This is a genomic window from Actinomadura scrupuli, assembly GCF_050971785.1.
Lineage (GTDB): Bacteria > Actinomycetota > Actinomycetes > Streptosporangiales > Streptosporangiaceae > Actinomadura_E > Actinomadura_E scrupuli.
The window spans coordinates 933,835-955,427 of the sequence record NZ_JBPCCU010000001.1; the positions used below are offsets into that span (position 1 = coordinate 933,835).

The 21,593-nt window shown below is 72.9% G+C and carries 22 protein-coding genes; 10 read left to right on the forward strand and 12 right to left on the reverse strand.

Annotated features, from left to right (window positions below):
• Positions 1–25 precede the first annotated feature (25 nt).
• Positions 26–505 carry a MarR family winged helix-turn-helix transcriptional regulator gene (locus ACRYCC_RS04325; RefSeq protein WP_433808908.1) on the reverse strand — a complete coding sequence of 160 codons (480 nt, stop codon included), beginning with the start codon at positions 503–505 and terminating at the stop codon, positions 26–28.
• A 105-nt stretch (positions 506–610) separates the two neighbouring features.
• Here ACRYCC_RS04325 and ACRYCC_RS04330 point away from each other — a divergent pair, with 105 nt between their 5' ends.
• Together ACRYCC_RS04330 and ACRYCC_RS04335 are read left to right on the forward strand one after the other, a co-directional pair.
• Complete coding sequence (locus ACRYCC_RS04330) at positions 611–1,000, forward strand: nuclear transport factor 2 family protein (protein ID WP_433808910.1); 390 nt, start codon at positions 611–613, stop codon at positions 998–1,000.
• Positions 1,001–1,012: 12 nt separating this feature from the next.
• The gene (locus tag ACRYCC_RS04335; protein WP_433808912.1) at positions 1,013–1,891 is read left to right on the forward strand and encodes an LLM class F420-dependent oxidoreductase; all 879 of its coding nucleotides are present in this window, start codon (positions 1,013–1,015) and stop codon (positions 1,889–1,891) included.
• 96 nt (positions 1,892–1,987) lie between these two features.
• On the opposite strand, the gene ACRYCC_RS04340 is transcribed toward ACRYCC_RS04335, so the two are convergent.
• The 5 genes from ACRYCC_RS04340 to ACRYCC_RS04360 form a co-directional block, all read right to left on the reverse strand.
• Positions 1,988–3,748 carry a GMC family oxidoreductase N-terminal domain-containing protein gene (locus ACRYCC_RS04340; RefSeq protein WP_433808914.1) on the reverse strand — a complete coding sequence of 587 codons (1,761 nt, stop codon included), beginning with the start codon at positions 3,746–3,748 and terminating at the stop codon, positions 1,988–1,990.
• Complete coding sequence (locus ACRYCC_RS04345; RefSeq protein ID WP_433808916.1) at positions 3,748–4,599, reverse strand: hypothetical protein; 852 nt, start codon at positions 4,597–4,599, stop codon at positions 3,748–3,750. The genes ACRYCC_RS04340 and ACRYCC_RS04345 overlap by 1 nt, the downstream gene beginning before the upstream one ends.
• Before the next feature lie 120 nt (positions 4,600–4,719).
• Positions 4,720–5,220, reverse strand: a complete 501-nt coding sequence (locus ACRYCC_RS04350; RefSeq protein ID WP_433808918.1) for a (2Fe-2S)-binding protein — start codon at positions 5,218–5,220, stop codon at positions 4,720–4,722.
• On the reverse strand, positions 5,217–6,158 hold the full coding sequence (locus ACRYCC_RS04355; protein WP_433808920.1) for an FAD binding domain-containing protein: 942 nt from the start codon (positions 6,156–6,158) through the stop codon (positions 5,217–5,219). Before ACRYCC_RS04355 ends, ACRYCC_RS04350 begins: the two co-directional genes overlap by 4 nt.
• Positions 6,155–8,440, reverse strand: a complete 2,286-nt coding sequence (locus tag ACRYCC_RS04360; protein WP_433808922.1) for a xanthine dehydrogenase family protein molybdopterin-binding subunit — start codon at positions 8,438–8,440, stop codon at positions 6,155–6,157. The genes ACRYCC_RS04355 and ACRYCC_RS04360 overlap by 4 nt, the downstream gene beginning before the upstream one ends.
• 178 nt (positions 8,441–8,618) lie before the next feature.
• Here ACRYCC_RS04360 and ACRYCC_RS04365 point away from each other — a divergent pair, with 178 nt between their 5' ends.
• Positions 8,619–10,130, forward strand: a complete 1,512-nt coding sequence (locus ACRYCC_RS04365) for a CYTH and CHAD domain-containing protein (RefSeq protein ID WP_433808924.1) — start codon at positions 8,619–8,621, stop codon at positions 10,128–10,130.
• A 32-nt stretch (positions 10,131–10,162) separates the two neighbouring features.
• On the opposite strand, the gene ACRYCC_RS04370 is transcribed toward ACRYCC_RS04365, so the two are convergent.
• Together ACRYCC_RS04370 and ACRYCC_RS04375 are read right to left on the reverse strand one after the other, a co-directional pair.
• A complete protein-coding gene (locus tag ACRYCC_RS04370; protein ID WP_433808926.1) occupies positions 10,163–11,143 on the reverse strand; it encodes an aldo/keto reductase in 981 nt (326 codons plus the stop codon).
• A complete protein-coding gene (locus tag ACRYCC_RS04375) occupies positions 11,140–12,021 on the reverse strand; it encodes an EamA family transporter (RefSeq protein WP_433808928.1) in 882 nt (293 codons plus the stop codon). Before ACRYCC_RS04375 ends, ACRYCC_RS04370 begins: the two co-directional genes overlap by 4 nt.
• Positions 12,022–12,055: 34 nt before the next feature.
• On the opposite strand from ACRYCC_RS04375, the gene ACRYCC_RS04380 reads away from it, so the two are divergent.
• The 4 genes from ACRYCC_RS04380 (at position 12,056) to ACRYCC_RS04395 (ending at position 15,024) form a co-directional block, all read left to right on the forward strand.
• Entirely contained in the window at positions 12,056–12,556 is a 501-nt protein-coding gene (locus ACRYCC_RS04380; RefSeq protein WP_433808930.1) for an Lrp/AsnC family transcriptional regulator, read from the forward strand.
• Between the two features lie 27 nt (positions 12,557–12,583).
• The gene (locus ACRYCC_RS04385; protein WP_433808932.1) at positions 12,584–12,754 is read left to right on the forward strand and encodes a hypothetical protein; all 171 of its coding nucleotides are present in this window, start codon (positions 12,584–12,586) and stop codon (positions 12,752–12,754) included.
• A 156-nt stretch (positions 12,755–12,910) separates the two neighbouring features.
• Positions 12,911–13,849 carry an SRPBCC family protein gene (locus tag ACRYCC_RS04390; RefSeq protein WP_433808934.1) on the forward strand — a complete coding sequence of 313 codons (939 nt, stop codon included), beginning with the start codon at positions 12,911–12,913 and terminating at the stop codon, positions 13,847–13,849.
• A 2-nt stretch (positions 13,850–13,851) separates the two neighbouring features.
• Entirely contained in the window at positions 13,852–15,024 is a 1,173-nt protein-coding gene (locus tag ACRYCC_RS04395; protein WP_433808936.1) for a zinc-dependent alcohol dehydrogenase, read from the forward strand.
• Positions 15,025–15,131: 107 nt separating this feature from the next.
• On the opposite strand, the gene ACRYCC_RS04400 is transcribed toward ACRYCC_RS04395, so the two are convergent.
• The 4 genes from ACRYCC_RS04400 to ACRYCC_RS04415 all read right to left on the reverse strand — a co-directional run bounded on the left by ACRYCC_RS04400 (position 15,132) and on the right by ACRYCC_RS04415 (position 17,796).
• Entirely contained in the window at positions 15,132–16,184 is a 1,053-nt protein-coding gene (locus ACRYCC_RS04400) for an aldo/keto reductase (RefSeq protein WP_433808939.1), read from the reverse strand.
• A gap of 132 nt (positions 16,185–16,316) precedes the next feature.
• Complete coding sequence (locus tag ACRYCC_RS04405) at positions 16,317–16,673, reverse strand: STAS domain-containing protein (protein ID WP_433808941.1); 357 nt, start codon at positions 16,671–16,673, stop codon at positions 16,317–16,319.
• A gap of 231 nt (positions 16,674–16,904) precedes the next feature.
• Positions 16,905–17,357: a MerR family transcriptional regulator gene (locus ACRYCC_RS04410; RefSeq protein WP_433808943.1), complete on the reverse strand. Its 453-nt coding sequence runs from the start codon at positions 17,355–17,357 to the stop codon at positions 16,905–16,907.
• A gap of 1 nt (position 17,358) precedes the next feature.
• The gene (locus tag ACRYCC_RS04415) at positions 17,359–17,796 is read right to left on the reverse strand and encodes an Hsp20/alpha crystallin family protein (protein ID WP_433808945.1); all 438 of its coding nucleotides are present in this window, start codon (positions 17,794–17,796) and stop codon (positions 17,359–17,361) included.
• 182 nt (positions 17,797–17,978) lie between these two features.
• Between ACRYCC_RS04415 and ACRYCC_RS04420 the strand changes: the two genes are divergently transcribed.
• The 3 genes from ACRYCC_RS04420 to ACRYCC_RS04430 all read left to right on the forward strand — a co-directional run bounded on the left by ACRYCC_RS04420 (position 17,979) and on the right by ACRYCC_RS04430 (position 21,586).
• The gene (locus ACRYCC_RS04420) at positions 17,979–18,944 is read left to right on the forward strand and encodes an anti-sigma factor RsbA family regulatory protein (protein ID WP_433808947.1); all 966 of its coding nucleotides are present in this window, start codon (positions 17,979–17,981) and stop codon (positions 18,942–18,944) included.
• 110 nt (positions 18,945–19,054) lie between these two features.
• Entirely contained in the window at positions 19,055–20,671 is a 1,617-nt protein-coding gene (locus tag ACRYCC_RS04425) for a penicillin-binding transpeptidase domain-containing protein (RefSeq protein WP_433808949.1), read from the forward strand.
• Between the two features lie 18 nt (positions 20,672–20,689).
• Positions 20,690–21,586 carry a DUF72 domain-containing protein gene (locus ACRYCC_RS04430; RefSeq protein ID WP_433808951.1) on the forward strand — a complete coding sequence of 299 codons (897 nt, stop codon included), beginning with the start codon at positions 20,690–20,692 and terminating at the stop codon, positions 21,584–21,586.
• The last annotated feature ends 7 nt before the right edge of the window (positions 21,587–21,593 follow it).

Here is a 21,593-nt window from a genome sequence, read left to right on the forward strand (position 1 = left end):
GCCCGTCTCCCGGACGGGCCGCTCCCTATGCCTTCGGGCGTGGCAACGGCCGGCCCGGTTCCGGCTCGTCGCCGGTGATGTTGTGCCGCATGCGGTCGAGCAGCCGGGCCAGCGTGGCGATCTCGTCGTCGCCGAGGCCGGCCCGTAGCCGCCGGTCGTGGTCGATGGCCGCGGTGGCCAGCCGGCCGAACAGCGTCTCGCCCGCTTCGGTGAGCTCCACCTGGTGGACCCGGCGGTTGGCGGGATCGCGCCGGCGGGTGATGAGGCCGTCGGTCTCCATCGCGTTGAGGTGATGGGTGAGCGTCGCGCCCTGGATGCCGACCGCCCTGGCCAGCTCGCGCTGGTTGCCGAGCTCCTGCGTCTTGAGCGAGATCAGGATCAGCCAGATCGGCAGGGACCCGCCGGCGGCGGCCAGCGTGTCGTCGAAGGCCCGGCTGACGGTCTTGGCGGTACGGGCGAGGATCACGCCGATGGGTGGACCGGGCGGACCAGAGGGGCGGGGCACGGCTGGAGCATACCGCAGACTTCTGCTGTCTAAGCATTTGATATCTCACCGTTAGAAGACTAACGTTCTGGGAAAGGTCGGCGAGAGACACAGGAGGACAGGACGATGGGCAGCACCACCGAGGAGCAGGTCCGCGAGCTCGGCCGCCGCTGGGCGGACGCCGAGGTGCGCGCGGACGTCGCGGCGCTGGAGGCGATGACGACCGGCGACTTCACCCTGGTCGGCCCGGTCGGGTTCGTGCTGGACAAGCAGCAGTGGCTCGACCGGTACCGTACCGGCGCGTTCGTCACCCGCTCCCTGGTCTGGGACGAGGTCCAGGTGCGCGACTACGGCAGCGCCGCCGTCGCCGTCGGGCGCCACACCCAGGAGGCCGCCTACCAGGGGCAGCAGAGCGACGGCCGGTTCCGCGTCACGCACATCGCCGTACGCGAGGGTGAACGCTGGCTGCTGGCCGGACTGCACCTCAGCCCGGTCGCCGGTCCCCCGGTCTCCTGAGGACACCCGGCCATGCGCGTCAGTCTCAGCATCACCGCCTATCCGGAGCCCGGCGCGGGCTCCGGGCTCCGCGCCGAGCTCGCCCGGACAGCCCGCCTGGCCGACGAGGCCGGCGTGGACACCGTGTGGGTGGCGGACCATCTGCTCCAGGCCGACCCGGCGAGCACGCCCGAGGCGGCGATGCTGGAGGCCTACACCACGCTGGGCTTCCTCGCCGCCCACACCGACCGGGCCCGCCTCGGCACCATGGTGACCGGTGTGACCTACCGGCCGCCCGCCCTGCTGGTCAAGGCGGTGACCACGTTGGACGTGCTGTCGGGCGGCCGCGCCTGGCTGGGCGTCGGGGCCGGATATCACCAGGGCGAGGCCCGGGCGATGGGGCTGCCGCTGCCGGCCGTCGCCGAGCGGTTCGAGCGGCTGGAGGAGACCCTGCGCATCGCCACCCGGATGTGGGCGGGTGACGGCACCCCCTTCGAGGGGAGGCACCACCGGTTGGACCACCCGATCAACAGCCCGCAGTCCCTCCAGCGCCCGCACCCGCCGATCCTGATCGGAGGCACGGGTGAGCGGAAGACGTTGCGCCTGGTGGCGAGGTACGCCGACGCGTGCAACCTGTTCGACGTCCCCGACGGCGGCCGGACCGTCACGCGCAAGCTCGCGGTGCTCGCCCGGCACTGCGAGGAGACCGGCCGGGCGTACGCCGACATCGACAAGACGATCAGCACCCGCCTGGCGTCCGGCGAGTCACCGGACGATTTCGTGACGCGATGCGCCGCGCTGGCCGGGCTGGGCATCGATCACGTGGTCGTGCTCAGCACCGGCCCGTGGACCGAGGAGGCCGTGGCGTCGTTGGCGGCGGCGATCCCGGCCGTGCGGCGGATCTCCCGATGACGGAACCTCCCCTCCAGGAGGCCGTCGGCACGGAGGCCGGTCTGGAGGCACGGGGCGGCCGGGCCGGGGGCCCGCCCCGGCCCGGCAGGCCGCCGGTCAGAGGGCCTGGGAGACGCGCCGGTCGGTGGAGACCACGGGTGACTCGCCGCGCACCCAGGGCCGCCCGTGGAAGTGCCTGCTGAAGATCTTTTCGGCGGTACGGGTGGCCAGGGCCTGCGTGGTGAGGGTCGGGTTGGGGCCGCCGAGGGAGTTGGCGAGCGCGGAGTTGTCGGCGACGTACAGGCGCCGTACCCAGCGGCTCTCGCCCTCGCCGTCGAGCACCGAGTCGTCGGCGGAGTGGCCCATCCGCATCGAGGAGTGGACGTGCAGCATGAGCGGCGCCCAGTCGAAGCGATAGACCTTGCGGGCACCGGCCCCGCGCACCAGCTCGGTGGCCTTGCGGACGAGGAACTCCCGGTTGGCGGCCGTGCGCCGGGTGCGCGTACGGCCGTCGAGCACCACCTTGGGCACCGCGCCGTGCTCGTCGGGCGGGAACACCGACAGCAGCACCCGGTTGCGGCGCTGCACGTCGTCCCCGGTGAGGATGAGGACGTTCAGCAGCCGGTCGACCCCGTTCAGCAGGGCGTCCTTGAGCTCGGGGCCCAGCACCCGGCCGGCGGGGCCGTCCCACGGGCCGGTCATGCCGCGCCCGTTGGTGTAGTGGCCGCGCACCCCGCTGCCGGACAGGACCATGCTGAACGCCTGGATGGCCGGGGGCATCCCGAGCCCTTCCAGCGCGCCGCGTCCCGGGAAGTCGCAGCGTGCGGCCGAGCTCGGGCCCCGCGACGAGCCGGTGTCCTCGTCGAACAGCCCGGTGACGCAGTCGAGGAAGTGGTCGGTGTAGCCGCGGCCGACCCAGCCGTTGGGGTCGGGCAGCCGGCTGTTCAGCCAGAGCCGTGGCGTCTCGACGGCACCGCCCGCGAGCACGACCACCTTGGCGTCCTCCCGGTGGTGCTCCCCGGTGGCCCCCACCCGCCAGGTGACGCCGGTGGCGACGGTCTCGCCGCCGCGGCGTTCGCTGTGCACCCGCACCGCAAACGCGTCGGGGATCAAGGTGATGTTGCGGCCGTGCGGTGCCCAGGCGGCGGCGGTGAGTGCCATCGGGACGTAGCTGTTGTCGGTGGAGCGCTTGGCGAACCGGTTGCGCGGCGCCCGGATCGGCTCCATGCAACCCTGCAGGCAGAAGCCGCAGTAGGTGCAGCCGGTCGCCTGGGGATGGACGAGCCGCGCCGGATCGGTGGTCCGCCCCGCGGTGCCGCCCGGTTGCAGGATGGCGTTCTCCTGGGGGCGGTACGAGGCGCCCGCGGTGTCCTTGGTGGTCTGCACGGGGATGCCGAGCTTCTCGGCGCCCCGGAAGAACACGGCCTCCTTGGTGCCCATCGCGGCGGTCTGCACCGGCAGTGTCGCCTCCACCCACTCGTAGTAGGGGACCAGCTCCTCGTACCGGAACGGGAACGCGTGCGCGGTGTCGTAGGCACCCCGATCAGCGCCCTGGTACCCCGCGAACAGCCCGCGGTGGGCGCGCGGGGAGTTGCCGAAGTAGTGCTGGGTCGTGCCGCCCACCCCGGCGACCTGGAGGATGAAGGAGTTCTGCGGCTCCTCACGCAGCCACGCGGGCTTCCGGCGGTCGGCGGGCCCGAACCGCAGGAAACCGGTGAGCGGATCATTGGCGTCGTTCTCGAAGTGGGTCCACGAGCCGCGCGGGTCGGTGTAGTGCGCGCCGGCCTCCAGCATGAGGACGTCCAGCCCGCGGGCGGCCAGCTCCTTGGCCACCACGGGGCCGCCCGCGCCCGCTCCGACCACGATCACATCGCGCATCAGCCGGTCGCCTCTCTGCGGCCCTGGTAGTAACCACGGTGTTCGTCCCAGCCGTCGGCGGACGGCCGGTAGCCGGAGACCTGCCAGCCGACCGGGCGGCCGCGCAGGCGCTTGGCCGCCGGATCGAAGACGGCCCACTCCGAGTAGGAGCCGAGCGCGGTCAGCTCCAGCAGCGCGCCTCCCAGGAATTTCAGCAGGCCCGACACCGATCGGCGCAGCGGCTCGGGCAGCTCCCGGTCGAACAGCTCGACCAGCGTGGCGTCGGGGCCCTCCAGCAACTGGAACACCCGCGCTTTGCGGGCGTGGGTCAGCCGGGCGAACGGTGAGACGAACGGGCCCCGGGCGGATGCCGGGTCGACCCGTACGGCTTCCAGATTGAGCAGCAGCGCCACCACCGGGGACAGCGGGATGGTGGCGTCGTTCGCCAGCAGGCCGTGCAGCCCCCGGTCCACGCTCCGCACGGTCGCCGCGGGCGCGGACCGGCCCCGTACCTCCGGCAGCGCCAGCGAGCCGGCACCCCGCGACAGCGCCCGCATGACGGGCACGGCGAGCCGGTCGGGGAACGGGAGGTACCGGTCGAGGGCGCCGGTGAGGAAGTCGGGTACCCGGGCCTCGATGGCCCCCGGCTCGCGGCGCGGCGTGCCCTGCGCCCGGGAGTAGGCGTCCGGGCCCGGTGCCACGAACACCGCGAGACCGCAGAAGGTGTCGTGGGTCAGCGTCGCCAGCGCCTGCCGGACGGCCTGGGCCGCGGCGTCCGGGCCGGCGGCGCCGAAGGCGGGCGGGAGACCCGGCGCGACCGCCACCGCGCCGAGCAGCCCGGCGGCGTTGAGGAAGGCACGACGTTCCAGCATCGGAGCACGATCCCCTCGATCGGCGCCTTTCGTGGTCTGACGCCGAGACCGTATGAGATCGGCCCGCCGGGGAGTACTGAACCGAGTGAGTCATTCGCCCCCGCCGGTTGTCCGTGGCGGTCAGGGGGGCGGGAGGCCACCGGCCGCGCCGTCCGCCGGAGCGGACGCGGCGGCGCGCAGCACCGCGCGGCGGATCGGCTCGTAGCCGGTGCACCGGCACAGGTTGGAGGTGAGCAGCTCCCGCAGCCGCTCCGGGTCGTCGGCGATCCCGGGGTCGGACTCCAGCGCGCCGGCGGCGAGCATCAGGAAACCCGGTGTGCAGAATCCGCACTGCAGTGCGTATTCGGCGGAGAAGGCCCGCTGGAGCGGGTGGGCTCCGTCGCCGTCCGCGAGCCCTTCCACGGTGCGCACCGGGCGTCCCTCGCACTGCACGGCCAGCAGGAGGCAGGACCGGACGGCCGCACCGTCCACCAGGACCGTGCACGCGCCGCAGACGCCGTGCTCGCAGCCCAGGTGCGTGCCGGTCAGGCCGCAGTCGTCGCGCAGCACGTCGGCGAGGACACGCCTGGGCTCCACGTCCAGCGGGTACTCCCGCCCGTTCACGGTCAGCGTGATCTTCATCGTGGGTCTCCTCCGGCTCCGTCCCGCCCGTCGTGCGCGCGCCGGTCCGCCGCCGCCTGACGCAGCGCCCGGCCGACGAGGACGGCGACGACCTGCCGCTGGTAGTCCACGCCGGCGTACGGCCGGGGGCGGGGATCGGCGTCGCGCTCGGCGGCGATCCGGCCCGCCCGGTCGTACGGGTGCGCGCCGTCCGGCCGCTCGCCGGGCGGCGGGGGCCCGTCGGCCTCGGCGCCGATGAGCGACCGCTCCGCGGTGTACGCCCGGATGGGCCGGTCGGCGGCGTTGGCCAGCCCGATCCGGGCCTCGGTGATCACGCCGCCGGGTGCGGTCAGCGTCGCGACGACGGCGATCTGGGCGAAGCTGGCGTGGGTGCGCCGGTGCTCGGCGAAGCCGACCCCGGTGCCGCCGCCGAGCAGCGGGAGCCGGACGGCGGTGATCAGCTCCTCCGGCCGCCGGGCGGTCAGGTGCGGGCCGTGGAAGTAGTCGCGGGCGGCGACCACGCGGACCCCGCCGGGGCCGTGCAGCTCGATGCCGGCGTCCAGGGTGAGCGCGGTGGTGCACCATTCGGCGGCGGGGTGCGCGTAGCCCAGGCTGCCCGCCATGGTCCCCAGGGCGCGAATCGGCGGGTGCGCGATGTTGACGACGGCGAGCGCCAGCAGCCGGCCGAGCGGGCCGGGCGCGACCTGGGCCGACTCGAACACGCGGTGCCGGACCAGCGCGCCGACGCGCAGGGCTCCGTCGTCGAGGTCCAGGTGGCCGAGGTCGCGGACGCGGTTGATGTCCACCAGCAGGCCGGGATGTGCGCGCCGGAAGTGCAGGTCGAGCATCAGGCTCTGCCCGCCCGCGAGCACCTGCGGCCGCCGGCCGGTGTCGGCGAGCGCCTCCACCGCCTCCGGCACCGTACGGGGCGCGAGGTAGTCGAAGGCGGCGGGCTTCACCGGTGCTCCGTCTCCCGGGTGTGCTTCCGGCCGTGCGCCGCCCGCCACACGACGTCCGGCGTGAGCGGCATCTGCAGCAGTCCGGGATCGGTGATCTCCAGGGCGTCGGCGACCGCGTTGACGATGGCCGGCGGGGTACCGATGCAGCCCGATTCCCCGGCGCCCTTGGCGCCCAGCGAGGTCCACGGGGTCGGGGTGACGGTCTCCCTCAGGTCCAGCGGCGGCATCTCGGTGAACGTCGGCAGCAGGTAGTCCAGCAGCCCGTTGGGCAGCGCCGGCACGCCGGTCTCGTCATAGGGCACCGCCTCGTAGAGCGCCTGGCCGAGGCCCTGCGCGACCGACCCCCGGGCCTGCCCGGCGACCAGTCTCGGGTCGAGGGGCACGCCGCAGTCGTCCACCGCCACCAGCCGCAGCACCCGGACGGTGCCCAGGTCCGGGTCGACCTCGACCACGGCGGCGTGGCTGCCGAACGGGAACGCCCGATCGGTCTCCAGCCGGTCGTCCACCCGCAGCGGGCCGGTGGCCCGCACGAGTTCGCCCAGGCTCATGCGCACCGACACGTCCTGGCGGGAGTGCAGCGCGCCGGCGGACCAGGCCACCTCCTCGACCGGCAGCCCCCACAGGCGGGCCGCCCGCTCCCGGGCCCGGTCGATCAGGGTCTCGGCGGCGTGTCGCAGGGCCGCACCGCCCACCTGCGCCGACCGGCTGGCGAACGAGCCCACGCCGTCGGGCACCTCGTCGGTGTCCCCCTCGACCAGCCGGACCCGCGACGCCTCCATGCCGAGGGCCGCGGCCACCAGCGCGGGGAAGACCGTCGCATGGCTCTGCCCGCTGGAGGAGGCCCCGCTGCGGGCGACCACCGTGCCGTCCGGGCAGGCCTCCACGCCGCCGAACTCGTGCAGCCCGCCCGGCTCGCCGCCGGTGCGCTCCACGTAGCAGGACAGCCCGATGCCCAGCGGCGCGGCGGCCGGGTCGGCCCGCCGCCGGGCCCGCTCGGCCCGCCACCGGCCGTAGTCCAAGGTCTCCAGGGCCAGGTCGAACGCCTCCTCGTACCGCCCGCTGTCGTAGCGGCGGCCGGTCGGCGTGTCGTAGGGGAACCGGCCGGGCGCGATGAAGTTGCGCCGTCGCAGCTCCGCCGGGTCCAGGCCCAGCCTGCGGGCCAGCAGGTCCATCGTCCGCTCGATCGCGAACGTCGCCTCCGGCCGGCCGGCCCCTCGGTAGGGGTAGGTCGGCATGGTGGTGGTGAGCACCGAGCGGACGGTGGCGTGCACCAGGGGAGTGGCGTAGGCGCCGGTGGCCATCCAGGCGGTCTGCATCGGGAGCCCCGCGCCGATCTGCGGATAGGCCCCCACGTCGGCGTCGATCCGCAGCTCGTAGGCGAGCAGGCGGCCCTCGGCGTCCGCGGCCAGCCGGGCCCGCTGGTCCTGGCCCCTGCCCCGGCTGGCGGCGAGCAGCGACTCCGCGCGGTCCTCGATCCACCGGACCGGGCGGCCGAGCGTCAGCGCCAGGAAGGCGACCGCGATGTACTCGGGGAAGGTGGCGCTCTTGGAACCGAACGCGCCGCCGCTGTCGGGCACCACGGCCCGGACGCCCTCGGCCGGGCGGCCCAGCACCCCGGCGAGCTCGTCCCGCAGCCGGTGCGGCGCCTGGTGCGAGCACCACACGGTCAGCCGGTCCGCCTCGGGGATCGCCAGGAACGCCCGGCATTCCATCGGCGAGGGCAGCAGCAACTGCTGGCGATACCGCGCCTCGACCACGGCCGCCGCCCGCCGCCAGACGGCCTCGTCGATCGGAGCGCCGGCCGAGCCCTCTAGCGCCACGTTGTCCCGGCCGTCGAACAGGGTGACCGAGCCGTCCAGCGCCTCGGCGGCCGAGATCACCGGTGGCAGCGGGTCGATCCGCACTCCGACCTCGGCCGCCCCGTCCTCGGCCCGGTAGCGGTCCTCCCCGACCACCACGGCGACCGCCTCGCCGGCGTACCGCACCCGGTCGGTGGCCAGCGACGGCCAGTCGCGCCCGGACACCGCGTCCCCCGCGGACAGGGCCGCGCGGACCGTCATGGGGACCGAGGGGAGGCCGGGCAGGTCGGCGGCCGACCACGCGCCGAGGACACCGGTCACCTGGCGGGCGGGCGCGCAGTCCACCTCGCGCAGGCGGCCGTGCGCGAACCGGCTCCGGACGAACGCGGCGTCCAGGCACCCCGGCACCACCAGGTCCGCGACGTACCGGCTCTGGCCGGTGAGCAGCCGCCGGTCCTCCCGCCTCGCCCAGGCATCCGCCATGCCGGCCTCCCCCCGAAAGCCCCAGACCTCCGCTGGCTACCCGGCCAGAAAACGTGGCAAACCGTATTAGAAGTCTCTTAACTGCCGAAATACCCCAGACATTCGCTCGATGCCCGCGAGATCGGCGTGTTCCTGGGTAGGGCCCAGGAGAGCAGCGGAAATCTCAAGAGGAAGGATCATGATGGCCAGCCATTTGGAGATCGAGCGGAAGTACGAGACCGGCGTCGGTTTCGCGCTCCCCGATCTGCGCGACGTGCCGGGCCTGTCCGCGGTGGCCGAGCCGACGACGCACACGCTCGTCGCGCGCTACTACGACACCGAGGACCTGCGCCTCGCCGCCCGGGGCATCACCCTGCGCCGGCGTACCGGTGGCCACGACGCGGGCTGGCATCTCAAGCTGCCGGTCGGCAGGGGAGCCAAGCAGGAGGTCCACGCCCCGCTCTTCCCCGGACCCGACACCGTGCCCGAGCGGCTCTCCGACCTCGTCGCGGCCTACACCCGGGGCCGCGAGCTCCTCCCGATCGCCCAGCTGGAGACCCGGCGGACCGAGCGAGCCCTGCTGGCCGCGGACGGCACGGTCCTGGCCGAGCTGGCCGACGACAACGTGACCGCGCAGCGGCTCGGCCCCCGCCCGGACGGCTCGGGCTGGAAGACCTGGCGGGAGATCGAGGTGGAGCTGGTCGACGGCCCCCCGGAGGTGGTGAAGGCCGTCGGCAAGCGGCTGCGCGGCTCCGGCGCCCGCAAGAGCCGGGCAGCCGCCAAACTGGAGGTCGTGCTCGGCGACGAGCTCGCCCCCGTCGAGCGGCCCGCCGCGACCGGCACGGCCGGGGAGGCCATGACCGCCTACCTGGCCGGGCAGGCCGAGCAGCTGCTCGCCCACGACCCGCTCGTGCGCCTCGCCGACCACGACGACGACTCGGTGCACAAGATGCGCGTCTCGGTCCGCCGGATCCGCAGCATCCTGCGCACCCACCGCAGGCTGCTGGACCGGGCCCGGGTCGAGCCGCTCGACACGGAGCTGAAGTGGCTGGCGGACGCGCTCGGCGAGGTCCGCGACCTCGAGGTGCTGCGAGCCCGGTACACCGGGCAGCTCACCGACGTGCTGGAGGTGCCCCGCGAGCCGGCCCCGGTGGCGCGCCTGGCACGCGAGGAGAGCGCGGCGCGGGACCGGCTCCGGAAGACGCTGCTCACCCCGCGGTATCGCGCGTTGCTCGACGCTCTCGACGCGTTCATCGCCGACCCGCCGGTCACCGAGCGCGCCCATCGCGGCGCGGGCGAGGAGCTCTCCCGGGTGGTGACCCGGTCCTGGCGCAAGATGGCCCGCGCCCACGACGAGGCCGACCGGCTGCCCGCAGGGCGGAACCGCGACGGGGCCCTGCACGCGACCCGCAAGGCCGCCAAGCGGGCCCGCTACACCGCCGAGGCCGCCACAGCCGTGCTCGGCAGGCCCGCCCGCAGGCTCGCCAAGGGCGCCGAGCGGATCCAGGGGGTGCTCGGCGCGTACCAGGACGGGGTCGTCGCCCGGCAGCACCTCGCCGGGCTCGCCTCGCGGCCGGACACGGCACCGGACGACGCCTTCGTCATCGGCGAACTGGCCGGTGTGCAGCGCTGCGCGGGCGTCCGCGCCCTCGACGACCTCCCCGCGGTCTGGAAGAAGGCCAACAGCCGGAAGCTGCTGCGCGCCCTCTGAACCCGTCGCGTCCGCACCCGGAGGGCGGCCGGTCACGAGTGGCCGAGGACCGGGTGCGGCCGGTAGGGGGCCTCCAGCCGGGCCACCTCCTCCTCGCTCAGGGTCACCTCCACCGCCGCGATGGCGTCGTCGAGGTGGCGCGTCCTGGTCGCGCCGACGATCGGCGCGCTCACCACGGGCTTGCCGAGCAGCCACGCCAGCGCGATCCGGGCCGGTGGCAGGCCCCGCTCGGCGGCGACCGCCCGCACCGCGTCGACGACCTCGAAGTCCGCCTCGCCGTACAGATCGTCGGCCAGCGGATCGGTGCCGGCCCGGACCGTGTGCCGCCGGCCGTCCCGCTCCCGGGTGCCGGCGAGCAGCCCGCGCGCCAGCGGGCTCCACGGAATGGTCCCCACCCCCTGATCCAGGCAGAGCGGGATCATCTCCCGCTCCTCCTCCCGGTAGACGAGGTTGTAGTGGTTCTGCATCGACACGAACGGGGTCCAGCCGGCCGCCCGGGCGACGTGCTGCGCCTTGGCGAACTGCCAGGCGTACATGCTGGACGCCCCCAGGTAACGCGCCTTGCCGGCGCGCACCACGTCGTGCAGCGCCCCCATGGTCTCCTCGATCGGCGTCTCGTGGTCCCAGCGGTGGATCTGGTAGAGATCGACGTGGTCGGTGCCCAGCCGCCGCAGCGAGGCGTCGATGCCGGCCAGGATGTGCTTGCGCGACAGGCCGCGGTCGGTGGGCGCGGGGCCGACCGGAAAGTAGACCTTGGTGGCTAGCACGTAGTCGTCACGGCGCGGGAAGAGCCCGGCCAGCAGCCGACCGGTGATCTCCTCGCTCGCCCCGCCGGAGTACATGTCGGCGGTGTCGAAGAACGTCACCCCGGACTCCGCGGCCCGCCGCACGATCGGCTCGGCCGCGTCCTGGTCCAGATGCCATGCCCGCGAGGCGGGATCGCCGTAGCTCATCATGCCCAGGCAGATCCGCGAGACCCGCAGGCCGGACGAGCCCAGCCGGACGTACTTCATGCCGTCTCCAGTTGTTCGGCTCCACGGGAGGTCTCCTGGTGGAGGGCGACCGCGAGCACGACCAGGCCGACGCCCGCGAGTTCGGTCACGGTGGGAAGCTGCCCGAGCACGACGACGCCGATGACCGTGGCCGTCGCCGGCAGCAGGGCCACCAGCAGGGCGTAGGTCGATCGGCTCATGCGTGCCATGGCGAGCTGGTCGCAGACGTAGGGGATCACCGAGGAGCTGATCCCGACCCCGATGCCCGCGGCCAGCGCAACCGGATCGGTCAGGGCGGGCGCGGCCTGCCAGAGGCCCAGGGGGATGACGAAGCAGCAGGCGACGAGCATCGCGGCGGCCAGGCCGTCGATGGCGGCGCCGCCGAGCTTCCGGGCGGCACGATGGGCGACCACGATGTAGGCGGCGAAGAGCACCGCGTTGGCGAACGCGAAGACGAAGCCCAGCGGCGCTCCGGCGAGCCGTACGTCGGCCAGGACGTACACGCCGCCGGCCGCCGCCGCGAGCGCCGCGACGTTGCGGCCGGTACGGGCGCCGAACGCGGCGAGCGCGATGACGGGCAGGAACTCGATCGCCGCCACCGTGCCGAGCGGCAGCCGTGCGATCGCCAGGTAGAAGCAGGCGTTCATGAGGGCGAGCACCGCGCCCCAGACGACGATCGTGCGGCGCCCGGCCGCGTCGAGCCGGGCGAGGCGGCGCCACGGACGGCGCCAGAGCGCGAACACGACGGCGGCGCTCCAGATCCGCAGGCCCGCCACTCCGAGGGGCTGGACCCGGGCGAACAGCAGTACGGCGAACGCGGGACCGAGGTAGTGGAACACGGCGCTCCCGATGAAGTACGACCACGGGGGGAGCATGATCCGGGTGTTGACGGACGGCATGGCAGCATGGTCGATCAGCCCCTAGTTTGAGGGAATGGCCAACCGAAAGCTCAGTCCGGAGCGTGCCTACGAACCCAAGGCACTCGACGCGATCGACCGTCGGATCCTCATCGAGCTCCAGCTCGACGCCCGGATGAGCTTCGCCGAGCTGGGCCGGCGGGTCGGGCTGTCGGCGCCCGCGGTGGCCGAGCGGATGCAGCGGCTGGAGGAGACCGGCGTGATCACCGGCTACCGCGCCGAGGTCGATCCCCGGACACTGGGCTTCCCGATCGCCGTGATGGTCCGGATCCGCCCGGCCATCCGGGAGCTGGCCCGCATCCCCAAGATCGCGGAGGAGATCCCGCAGATCGTCGAGTGCTACCGGATGACCGGTGACGACTGCTTCTACTTCACCATGCACCTGCGGGCCGTCGAGGAACTGGAGCCGATCCTCGACCGCTTCACGCCGTTCGGCCGCACGACCACCTCGATCATCCAGTCCGCACCCGTACCACGCCGCTCCCTGCCCCTGACCGACCCCCCCTCACCACCGTGATCATGCAATCGTTGGACGATTGACTGCATGATCACGGTGGTGAGGGCGCGGGCAAGGGGGAGCGGGTGGGCGTGGGTGATCTATCACATGGGCCGCCCGGACAGGCAGCTCACCCAGGGGCAGATGGTCGCCATGGGCGTCACCGCGCTGGTTCCGCTGAGCCTCGTCGTCGCCGGCCTGGGGGCCTCGCTCGTCTGACGGTCCGGCCGCGACCGGCGTGAGCCGCCGTTCCCATTCGTCACTGTCCGTGATTGCACGGCTGCTCTGCCGTATGGCCCGCCGACTACGGGGTAGGTGTTACCCGATGGCATGAAACAGCAGGTCAAGACGGCAATCAGAGCGGTTGGGGATATCATGACCGACAAGTACGACCCGAATGTGAAACAGATCGCCCGCGCCTTAGGGTGGGGCAGCCTCGGCCTCGGGCTGGCACAGCTGGCCGCGCCGCGTGCCGTCAGCCGGCTCAGCGGCATCGACGACTCCGCGACCGGCCGCGCGATGGTCCCGATGATGGGGATACGGGAGATCGTCCAGGGCGCCGGGCTGCTGCGCGGCCGCAACCCCGCACCGTGGGTGTGGACGCGTGTCGCCGGCGATGCCACGGACCTGACCATGCTGGGGCAGGCGATGGGCACCCGGCGCGGCCGGCGGCGGATGCGCGTCGCCGCGGTCACCGCCGCGGTCGGTGCCATCACCGCGCTGGACCTCTACGCCGCGTACCGGATGACGGCGGCCGAGCGCCGCCGCGGCACCAGGCTCATCACCAAGGGCACCATGCGCCTGCGGGCGGCGATCACGGTGCGCAGCCCGCGCCCCGAGGTCTACCTGTTCTGGCATCTTTTCGACAACCTGCCGAGCTTCATGAGCCATCTGGAATCCGTGCGGGAGACGGGGGACGGGCGCTCGCACTGGACCGCGAGGTCGCCGATCGGCAGGTCCGTCGAGTGGGACGCCGAGATCATCGCGGAGATCCCCGACGAGCTGATCACCTGGCGCTCGCTGGAAGGGGCGGACGTGGCCAACTCGGGCTCGGTCCGCTTCAGCGACGCGCCGGGCGGGCGGGGCACCGAGGTACGCGTGCAGATGGAGTTCGAGCTGCCCGGCGGCAGGCTGGGCGCGGCGGTCGCCAGGCTCTTCGGCGAGCACCCCGAGCAGCAGGTGCGCGACGACCTGCGGCGGTTCAAGCAGGTGCTGGAGACCGGCGAGGTGATCCGTTCCGAAGGCAGTCCCGAAGGCACCCGCGCGTGGCGTCAGGTGCGGCAGCGGCCGGCGCAGCCGGCCGGCAGGAGGTAGCGATGAAGGCCACATGCTGGATGGGGCGCAACACCGTCAAGGTCGAGAACGTCCCCGACCCGGAGATCCTCAACGGCCAGGACGCGATCGTGAAGGTCACCTCCACCGCGATCTGCGGCTCGGACCTGCACCTGTACGACGGGTACGTCCCGACGATGAAGAAGGGCGACATCCTCGGGCACGAGTTCATGGGCGAGGTCGTGGAGGTGGGCGGCCTCGTGACCAAGCTCAAGGTCGGCGACCGGGTGGTCGTGCCGTTCCCGATCGCCTGCGGCAAGTGCAACGCGTGCGTCCAGGAAATGTACTCGGTGTGCGAGAACTCCAACCCGAACGCCGGGGTCGCCGAGAAGCTGATGGGGCACTCTCCGGCGGGCATCTTCGGCTACTCGCACATGCTCGGGGGGTTCCCCGGCGGGCAGGCGGAGTACGCCCGGGTGCCGTTCGCGGACGTCGGGCCCATCAAGATCGAGAACGGGATGCCGGACGAGCAGGTGCTGTTCCTGTCCGACATCTTCCCGACCGGCTACATGGGCGCCGAGATGTGCGACATCAAGCGCGGCGACATCGTCGCGGTGTGGGGTGCCGGGCCGGTCGGCCAGTTCGCCATCGCCAGCGCCTACCTGCTCGGCGCCGAGCGCGTCATCGCGATCGACCGCTTCCCGTACCGGCTGCGCCGCGCGGCGGAGAAGGCCGGCGCGGAGACCATCAACTACGAGGAGACCGACGTCCTGGAGGCGCTGCGCGAGATGACCGCCGGCCGCGGGCCGGACAGCTGCATCGACGCGGTCGGCATGGAGGCCCATCACGGCAACTCGGCCATGTACGCCTACGACCGCGCCAAGCAGGCGACCCGCATGGAGACCGACCGGCCCTTCGCCCTCCGGGAGGCCATCATGGCCTGCAAGAACGGCGGCACCATCTCGGTGATCGGCGTCTACGCCGGCCTGATCGACAAGTTCCCCATGGGGTCGCTGATGAACCGGTCGCTGACCATGCGCACCGGTCAGTGCCATGTGCAGAGGTACCTGAAGCCGCTGCTGAAGCGGATCACGGACGGCGAGATCGACCCCAGCTTCGTGGTGAGCCACCGCATGGCCCTCAAGGACGCCCCGCGGGCGTACGAGATGTTCAAGAACAAGGAGCAGGAGTGCAACAAGGTCGTCCTCAAGCCCTAGACGGGCCCTGAGAGGGCGCCAGGAGGACCACCGGCGGGGAGGGCGTCATGGCGACGTCCTCCCCGCGCCCGGGACCTGGGCCGAGGGCGTACCGGAAGGGTGCGGCGTCAGCGGGCGGGCGGGCTGGGACGGCCGCCGCCGACCGGGCGGGTGCGCTGGAAGGTGCCGAACGTGCCGTACGGGTAGTCGGCGGGATCGGGATCGCTGGCGGTGTCCAGCCGCTTGGTCTCCTCGGTGCTCAGGGTGAGACCGGCGGCGGCCAGGTTGCCCTCGAGCTGGTCCAGGGTGCGGGCGCCGAGGATGACCGACGCCACCCCGGGCCGGGCCGCCACCCAGGCCAGTGCGACCTGCGCCGGTGACACGCCACGGCCGTCGGCGACCTCGGTCACCGCCTCGATGACGTCCCAGGTCCGCTGCCGCGCACTGCGCGCCTCGTACATCGCCTGGCTGGGCATGGTCCCGTCGCCGAACCTGGTCTGCGAGGCGGGCCGCTCGTCACGCGCGTACTTGCCGGTGAGCAGGCCGCCGGCCAGCGGTGACCAGGGGAGCAGACCCAGCCCGTTGGCCTGCGCGGCGGGCACGATCTCCCACTCCAGCTCGCGGCTCAGCAGGTTGTACTGCGGCTGCAGGCTGACCGGCCGGGTCCGCCCGGTGAAGGCCGCCAGGTCCACGGCGCGCTGGAGCTGCCAGCCGGTGAAGTTGGACAGCCCGATGTAACCGATCTTGCCGGCGTGCACCGCGTCGTCCAGGAACGACAGCGTCTCCTCGAGGGGAGTCAGCGGATCCCAGGCGTGCACCTGGTAGAGGTCGATCGTCTCCACGCCCAGCCGGCGCAGCGAGGCCTCCAGCGCCCGGGCCAGATGTCGCCGCGACAGCCCCACCCCGTTGGCGTCGTCGGAGGTGGGGAACCGCCCCTTGGAGGCGAGGATCACCCGGTCGGTGACCTCGGCCGGACGCGCCGCCAGCCAGCGGCCGATGATCGACTCCGACTCCCCGCCCACGTAGACGTCGGCGGTGTCCACCAGGGTCCCGCCGGCCTCGACGAACCGGTCCAGCTGCCGGTGGGACTCGGCCTCGTCGGTCACTCCGCCGAAGGTCATCGTGCCCAGCGCGTAGGCCGACACCACCACGCCCGAGTCACCCAGTCTGCGATGTTCCATCTCCGCAGGCTATCTGCCGGGCAACTCGCGGAGCACGGCGTGGCCGCCGGGCACGCGTCCCCGGCGGATGGGGATTCTGGCTGAGGCCTCTCCGGGTCGGCCCCGTGATCGATCCGCCCGGGCCGGCCGGTGCTACTCGGCGGAGCGGCGCACGGTCAGGGCGATCGCCTGGTCGATGTCGGTGGTCAGCGAAAGCCGTTTGTCCAGGCCGGTGGTCCACAGGATGCGGGCCGAACCGTACCGCGCCCCGGCCAGGGTCAGCGACCCGCCGTCACGGTTGAGCTCCTTCCAGAACCTCAGCAGCACGCTCAGCCCGGAGGCGTCGAGGAAGGTCAGCCCGGAGAGGTCGACGACGACCTGTGAACCGGTCTGGCACACGTCGCTGAGGTAGACGTCGAGGTGCCGCTGGGTGAGGACGTTGATCTCGCCTTTGACGGTGACGATGACATGGCCGTCGCGGTCCGCGGTCGAGAGCTCCAGAGCCTGCACTGGTACCTCCGTGTCATGGTCGGCTGGCCGGGCGGGTCGGCCGAGTGCAGCCGTTGTTCGATATGGCGGACGATCAGCGCCGGGGCGCGGCCGAGCGCAGGTCGGGTGTCGGTCGGTATTGGCATGCGTGACCGGACCGCGGCCGGTGGGAGGCCGGCGCGGACCGGGTACTGCGGGCGGCGAGGGTGGCGGTGCCACATCGTGCGCGGACGCCGGGTGGCCCGGGTCGCGTCAGCCGCCGTCCTGTTGCCGGCGGTGTTCGGTCAGGCGCCTGGCGAGCTCGTCGCGTTCCCGGGTGATCTGGGTGAGCTCGTGTTCGAGCTCGATGATCCGGCGGATCGCGGGCAGGGTCATGCCCTCGCCCATCATGGTCACCACTTGCCGGACCCGGCCGATCTCCTGCCGGGAGTAGCGGCGCTGCCCTCCGGCGGACCGGTGCGGCGAGACCACCTGCTGGTCGTCGATGCGGCGCAGGAAGGCCTGCTGGACCTTCAGCATCGACGCGACCTGCCCGACGGTGTAGAACGGCGCGAATTCGTCGTCGAGCGGTGAGAGCGCCATGCCCGTCCCCCCATCCTCGTGTGATTCCGTCGCGGGCGGCGGCGGCGGCGACGGCGGCCGGCCGGTGGGCGGGCGGTCCTCGTCGCCCGCCCCCGGCTCGGCCCACTGCTCGCCGTCGGCCACGTCAGTTCTTGATCGCTCTGGGGGTTCCGGTGCTGCGCTGGATCTCGACCTTGCGGGGCTTGGCCTTCTCCAGGACCGGGATCCGTACCGCCAGGACACCGTTGTCGTAGGCGGCCTCGATCGCCCCGGCGTCCAGGTGCTCGGACAGATAGACCCGGCGGGTGAAGGCGCCCATCACACGCTCCCGGACGAACACCCGGTCGCCGTCGTCGTACTCGTCCTCCCTGCGGGCCGTCACCGTGAGCACGCCGCGGTCGACGGTGACCTCGATCGAGTCGGGGTCGATGCCGGGCAGGTCGAACCGGAGCACCACGTCATCGGCGCGGCGCAGCCCGTCCATCGGCATGACCGCTCCGTTGCCCTGCGCGGCCTGCCTGGTCAGCCGGTCGAATTGACGCTCGAACTCCTGCACGAACGGGTCGATCGACGTCAGCAACATCGTGTATCACCTCCGAAGACCCAGGGGCCGGGACGGCCTCCTGATACCTGTCCTCCCGAAGAGGAAACCTCCAAGCAGAGTTGTAGCTATTCTCCCGCCGAGTTGTCAAGCACCTCCGGCGGCGTCTTCGGAGTCAGTGGTTGCTATATTCCGGATATGTCGTTCACCAAGGTGCCATCTGGATGAGTACCGGCACGAACGTGAAGCTGAAGGTCACCGACCCCTTTGTGCACCCCGCGCTGTTCTACCGGGGTGAGCAGGAGTATCTGGCCGGGACCCTCACGTTCGTCCGGGCCGCTCTGGCGGCGGGGGACCCGGTCGCGGTGGCCGTCCCGGGTCGGCGGCTGGAACTCCTGCGCGGCGCGCTGGGAGCCGAGGCCGACCGGGTGCACATGCTCGACATGCAGATCGCCGGCCGCAACCCGGGACACATCATTCCCGGGGTGCTGCGCGCCTTCGCCGACGCGCACCCCGGCGCCGGGCGAGTGTGGATCATCGGGGAGCCGATCTGGGCGGGCCGCTCGTCGCTGGAGTACCCGGCGTGCGTGCAGCACGAGGCCCTGATCAACCTGGCCTTCGTCGGCCGCACGGTCAGCATCCTGTGCCCGTACGACGCCGAGGCGCTCGATCCGGTGGTGCTCACCGACGCGGCCGCCACCCATCCGGTACTGGTCGGCGGCGGCGGTGAGCGGGTCAGCGACGCCTACGCTCCCGAAGAGATCGTGCAGGCCTACAACCAGCCGCTTCCGCAGGCCCGGCCCGCCTTCGGCGCGGTGGCCGTGCTGGCCTTCGACGCCCGGAACCTGACACAGGTCAGGCGGTTCGCCGCCGAGGAGGCCGCCCGCGTCGGCCTGGCCGCGAACCGGATCGGCGAACTGGAGGTGGCCATCAACGAACTGGCGGCCAACTCCCTCGTGCACGGCGGCGGGTCGGGCGTCCTGCGCGTCTGGGCCGACAGCGACCACCTCATCTGCGAGATCAGCGACACCGGCCATCTCACCGACCCGCTCGCCGGTCGCCGCCCCGCCGGGCTCAGCTCCCGGGGCGGGCGAGGGCTGCTGCTGGTCCACCACATCTGCGATCTCCTGCGCATTCACACCACCCCCGCCGGCACGGCGATCCGTTCCCACTTCGCCCTGTCCGGCTGACCTCCGGGCCGCCCGGACCCGGCCGTACCGCGGACCGGCTCGACGCGCCGCCGGTTCCGCGTCCTAGGGTGGGGCCGGAACGAACGCAATGGCGGGGTGTTGGGGGAGCGATGGGACGAGGCAGGCTCGTGACGCTCGCGGCGGTCACCACCGCCGTCGTGCTGGTGCTGGCCGGGGCGGGTACGTACTGGGTGCTGCGGACCGAAGGCAGCCCCCGGCAGGCGGCGGCGGACTTCCTGGCGGCCTGGCAGAAGAACGACTTCCCGGCGATGCGGCGGCTGTCTGCCGGCGCCCCGGCGGATCTGGCCACCCCGTACACCCAGATGAACACCGCGCTCGGCGTGACCGCCGTCCAGGCCCGGCCGGGGGCGGTGCGGTCCGGGTCCCCGCGCAAGGTGCCGTTCACCGCGGGGCTGACGCTGCGCAGCGGCGGCACCTGGACCTACCAGGGCGAACTCACCCTCACCGACAAGGGACGGCGCTGGCGGGTGGCGTGGACGCCGGCGGCCGTGCACCCCCGTCTCACCCCCGGCCGGCAGCTGGCGCTCAGCGCCTCATGGCCGGCCCGCGGGCACATCCTGGCCGCCGACGGCTCGCGCATCGACGGCCCCGGTGTGTCGGGTTCGGTCCAGCAGCTCGCGGGTCTGCTCGGCCCGGCCACCGACGCCGACGCGCGGCGGCTCGGCCCGCCCTACAAGAAGGGCGACCAGGTCGGCCACGGCGGGCTCCAGCAGGAGCGCGAGCGCCAGCTGGCCGGGGTGCCGGGTGTCGCGATCCGGCTGGTGGGCGGTGGCGGCCCGGCCCAGGACATCGGGCGCATCGCGGGCAGGAGCGGCACCGAGGTCCGGACGAGCCTCGATCCGAAGGTGCAGTCCGCCGCGGCCAAGGCGATCACGTCGCAGAAGAAGCCCGCCGCGCTGGTGGCGTTGCGGCCCTCGACCGGTGAGATCCTGGCGGCAGCCAACCAGCCGGGCGGGTTCAGCCGGGCGCTGCTGGGCCGGTACCCGCCGGGATCGACGTTCAAGGTGGTGACCTCGGCGGCGCTGCTGTCGGCCGGGCTGCGCCCCTCCGACCGTGTGACCTGCACCAAGACGGCGACGATCGGCGGCCGTTCGTTCCGCAACTTCGAGGGCGAGGAGTTCGGCGCGCTCGACTTCCTGACCGCGTTCGCGCACTCGTGCAACACGGTCTTCGCCACCGAGACGACCCGGCGGCTCAAGGCCGCGCAACTGGTCAAGACCGCCCGCGACTTCGGCTTCGGCCTGCCGCTCACGCCGGGCGTCCCGGCGGCCCGGGGCGCCTTTCCCCAGCCGAAGGACGAGGCCGAGTTCGCCGCCGCCTCCTTCGGCCAGGGCCGGGTGCTGGCCAGCCCGCTGAACATGGCGGCGGTCGCCGCCGCCGTCAAGGACGGCACCTGGCGGCCGCCGATGCTGGTCACCGGCGGACCGCGCCCGGCCGGCCGGCCGCTGGACGCCACGGTGACCGCGGGGCTGCGGCCCATGATGGCCGCCGTGGTCAGCAAGGGGACCGCCAAGGACGCCGGGCTGCCGGCCGGCACGGCGGGCAAGACCGGCACCGCCGAGTTCGGCGGCGGCGCCAAGCCGCCGACGCACGCCTGGTTCATCGGTTACCGCGGTGACCTCGCCTTCGCCGTGATCATCGAGGCCGGCGGCACTGGCGGAAGCGCGGCCGCCCCGCTGGCCGCCACCTTCCTCCGCGCACTCTGAGCCTCTCCGGGCGGTGACATGGGCGACATCCTGGTCGGCACGGCGTCCTGGACCGACAAGACGCTGCTGGCGTCGGGCTGGTATCCGCCGGACGTGAAGACGGCGGAGGAACGCCTGCGCTTCTACGCTTCACGGTTCCCGCTGGTGGAGGTGGACGCGACGTACTACGCGCCGCCGGCCGAGCAGACCGTCGGCCACTGGCGGGACCGTACGCCCGAGCACTTCACCTTCAACGTCAAGGCCTTCTCGCTGCTCACCCAGCACCCCACCCGGCCCGGGGCGCTCTACCAGGACCTGCGCGACCACGTGCCGGACAAGAAGAACCTCTACCTCAAGGACGTGCCCGAGGAGGTCACCGAGCAGGTGTGGCAGCGCTTCCTGCTGTCGCTGTCGCCGCTGCACGAGGCGGGCAAGCTGGGGGCACTGCTGTTCCAGTTCCCGCAATGGTTCCCGATCGGCGGCCGCAACCGGGAGTACCTCCTGCAGGTCAAGGAGCGCTGCGCGCCGATGCGGATCTGCGTGGAGTTCCGCAACCGGACCTGGATGACCGAGGAGAACCGGGCCGAGACGCTGGACTTTCTGACCGGATACGGCATTCCGTACGTCAGCGTGGACATGCCCCAGGGCCACCCGACGTCGATCCCGCCGGTGCTGGCCGCCACCTCCGACCTGGCCGTCGTGCGGCTCCACGGGCACAGCGACAAGTGGACCAGCAAGGACATCTACCAGCGGTTCGGCTACTACTACGGCGAGGACGAGGTACGCGACTGGGCGGGCCGGATCAAGGACCTCGCCCGGAACGCCGAGACGACCCACGTCCTGTACAACAACTGCTATTCGAATTTCGCCCAGCGCAACGCCGCCCAGCTCGCGGCGCTGCTCGGCGACCGGCCGGCCGGGCCGGGCCCGCACTGACGCCCCG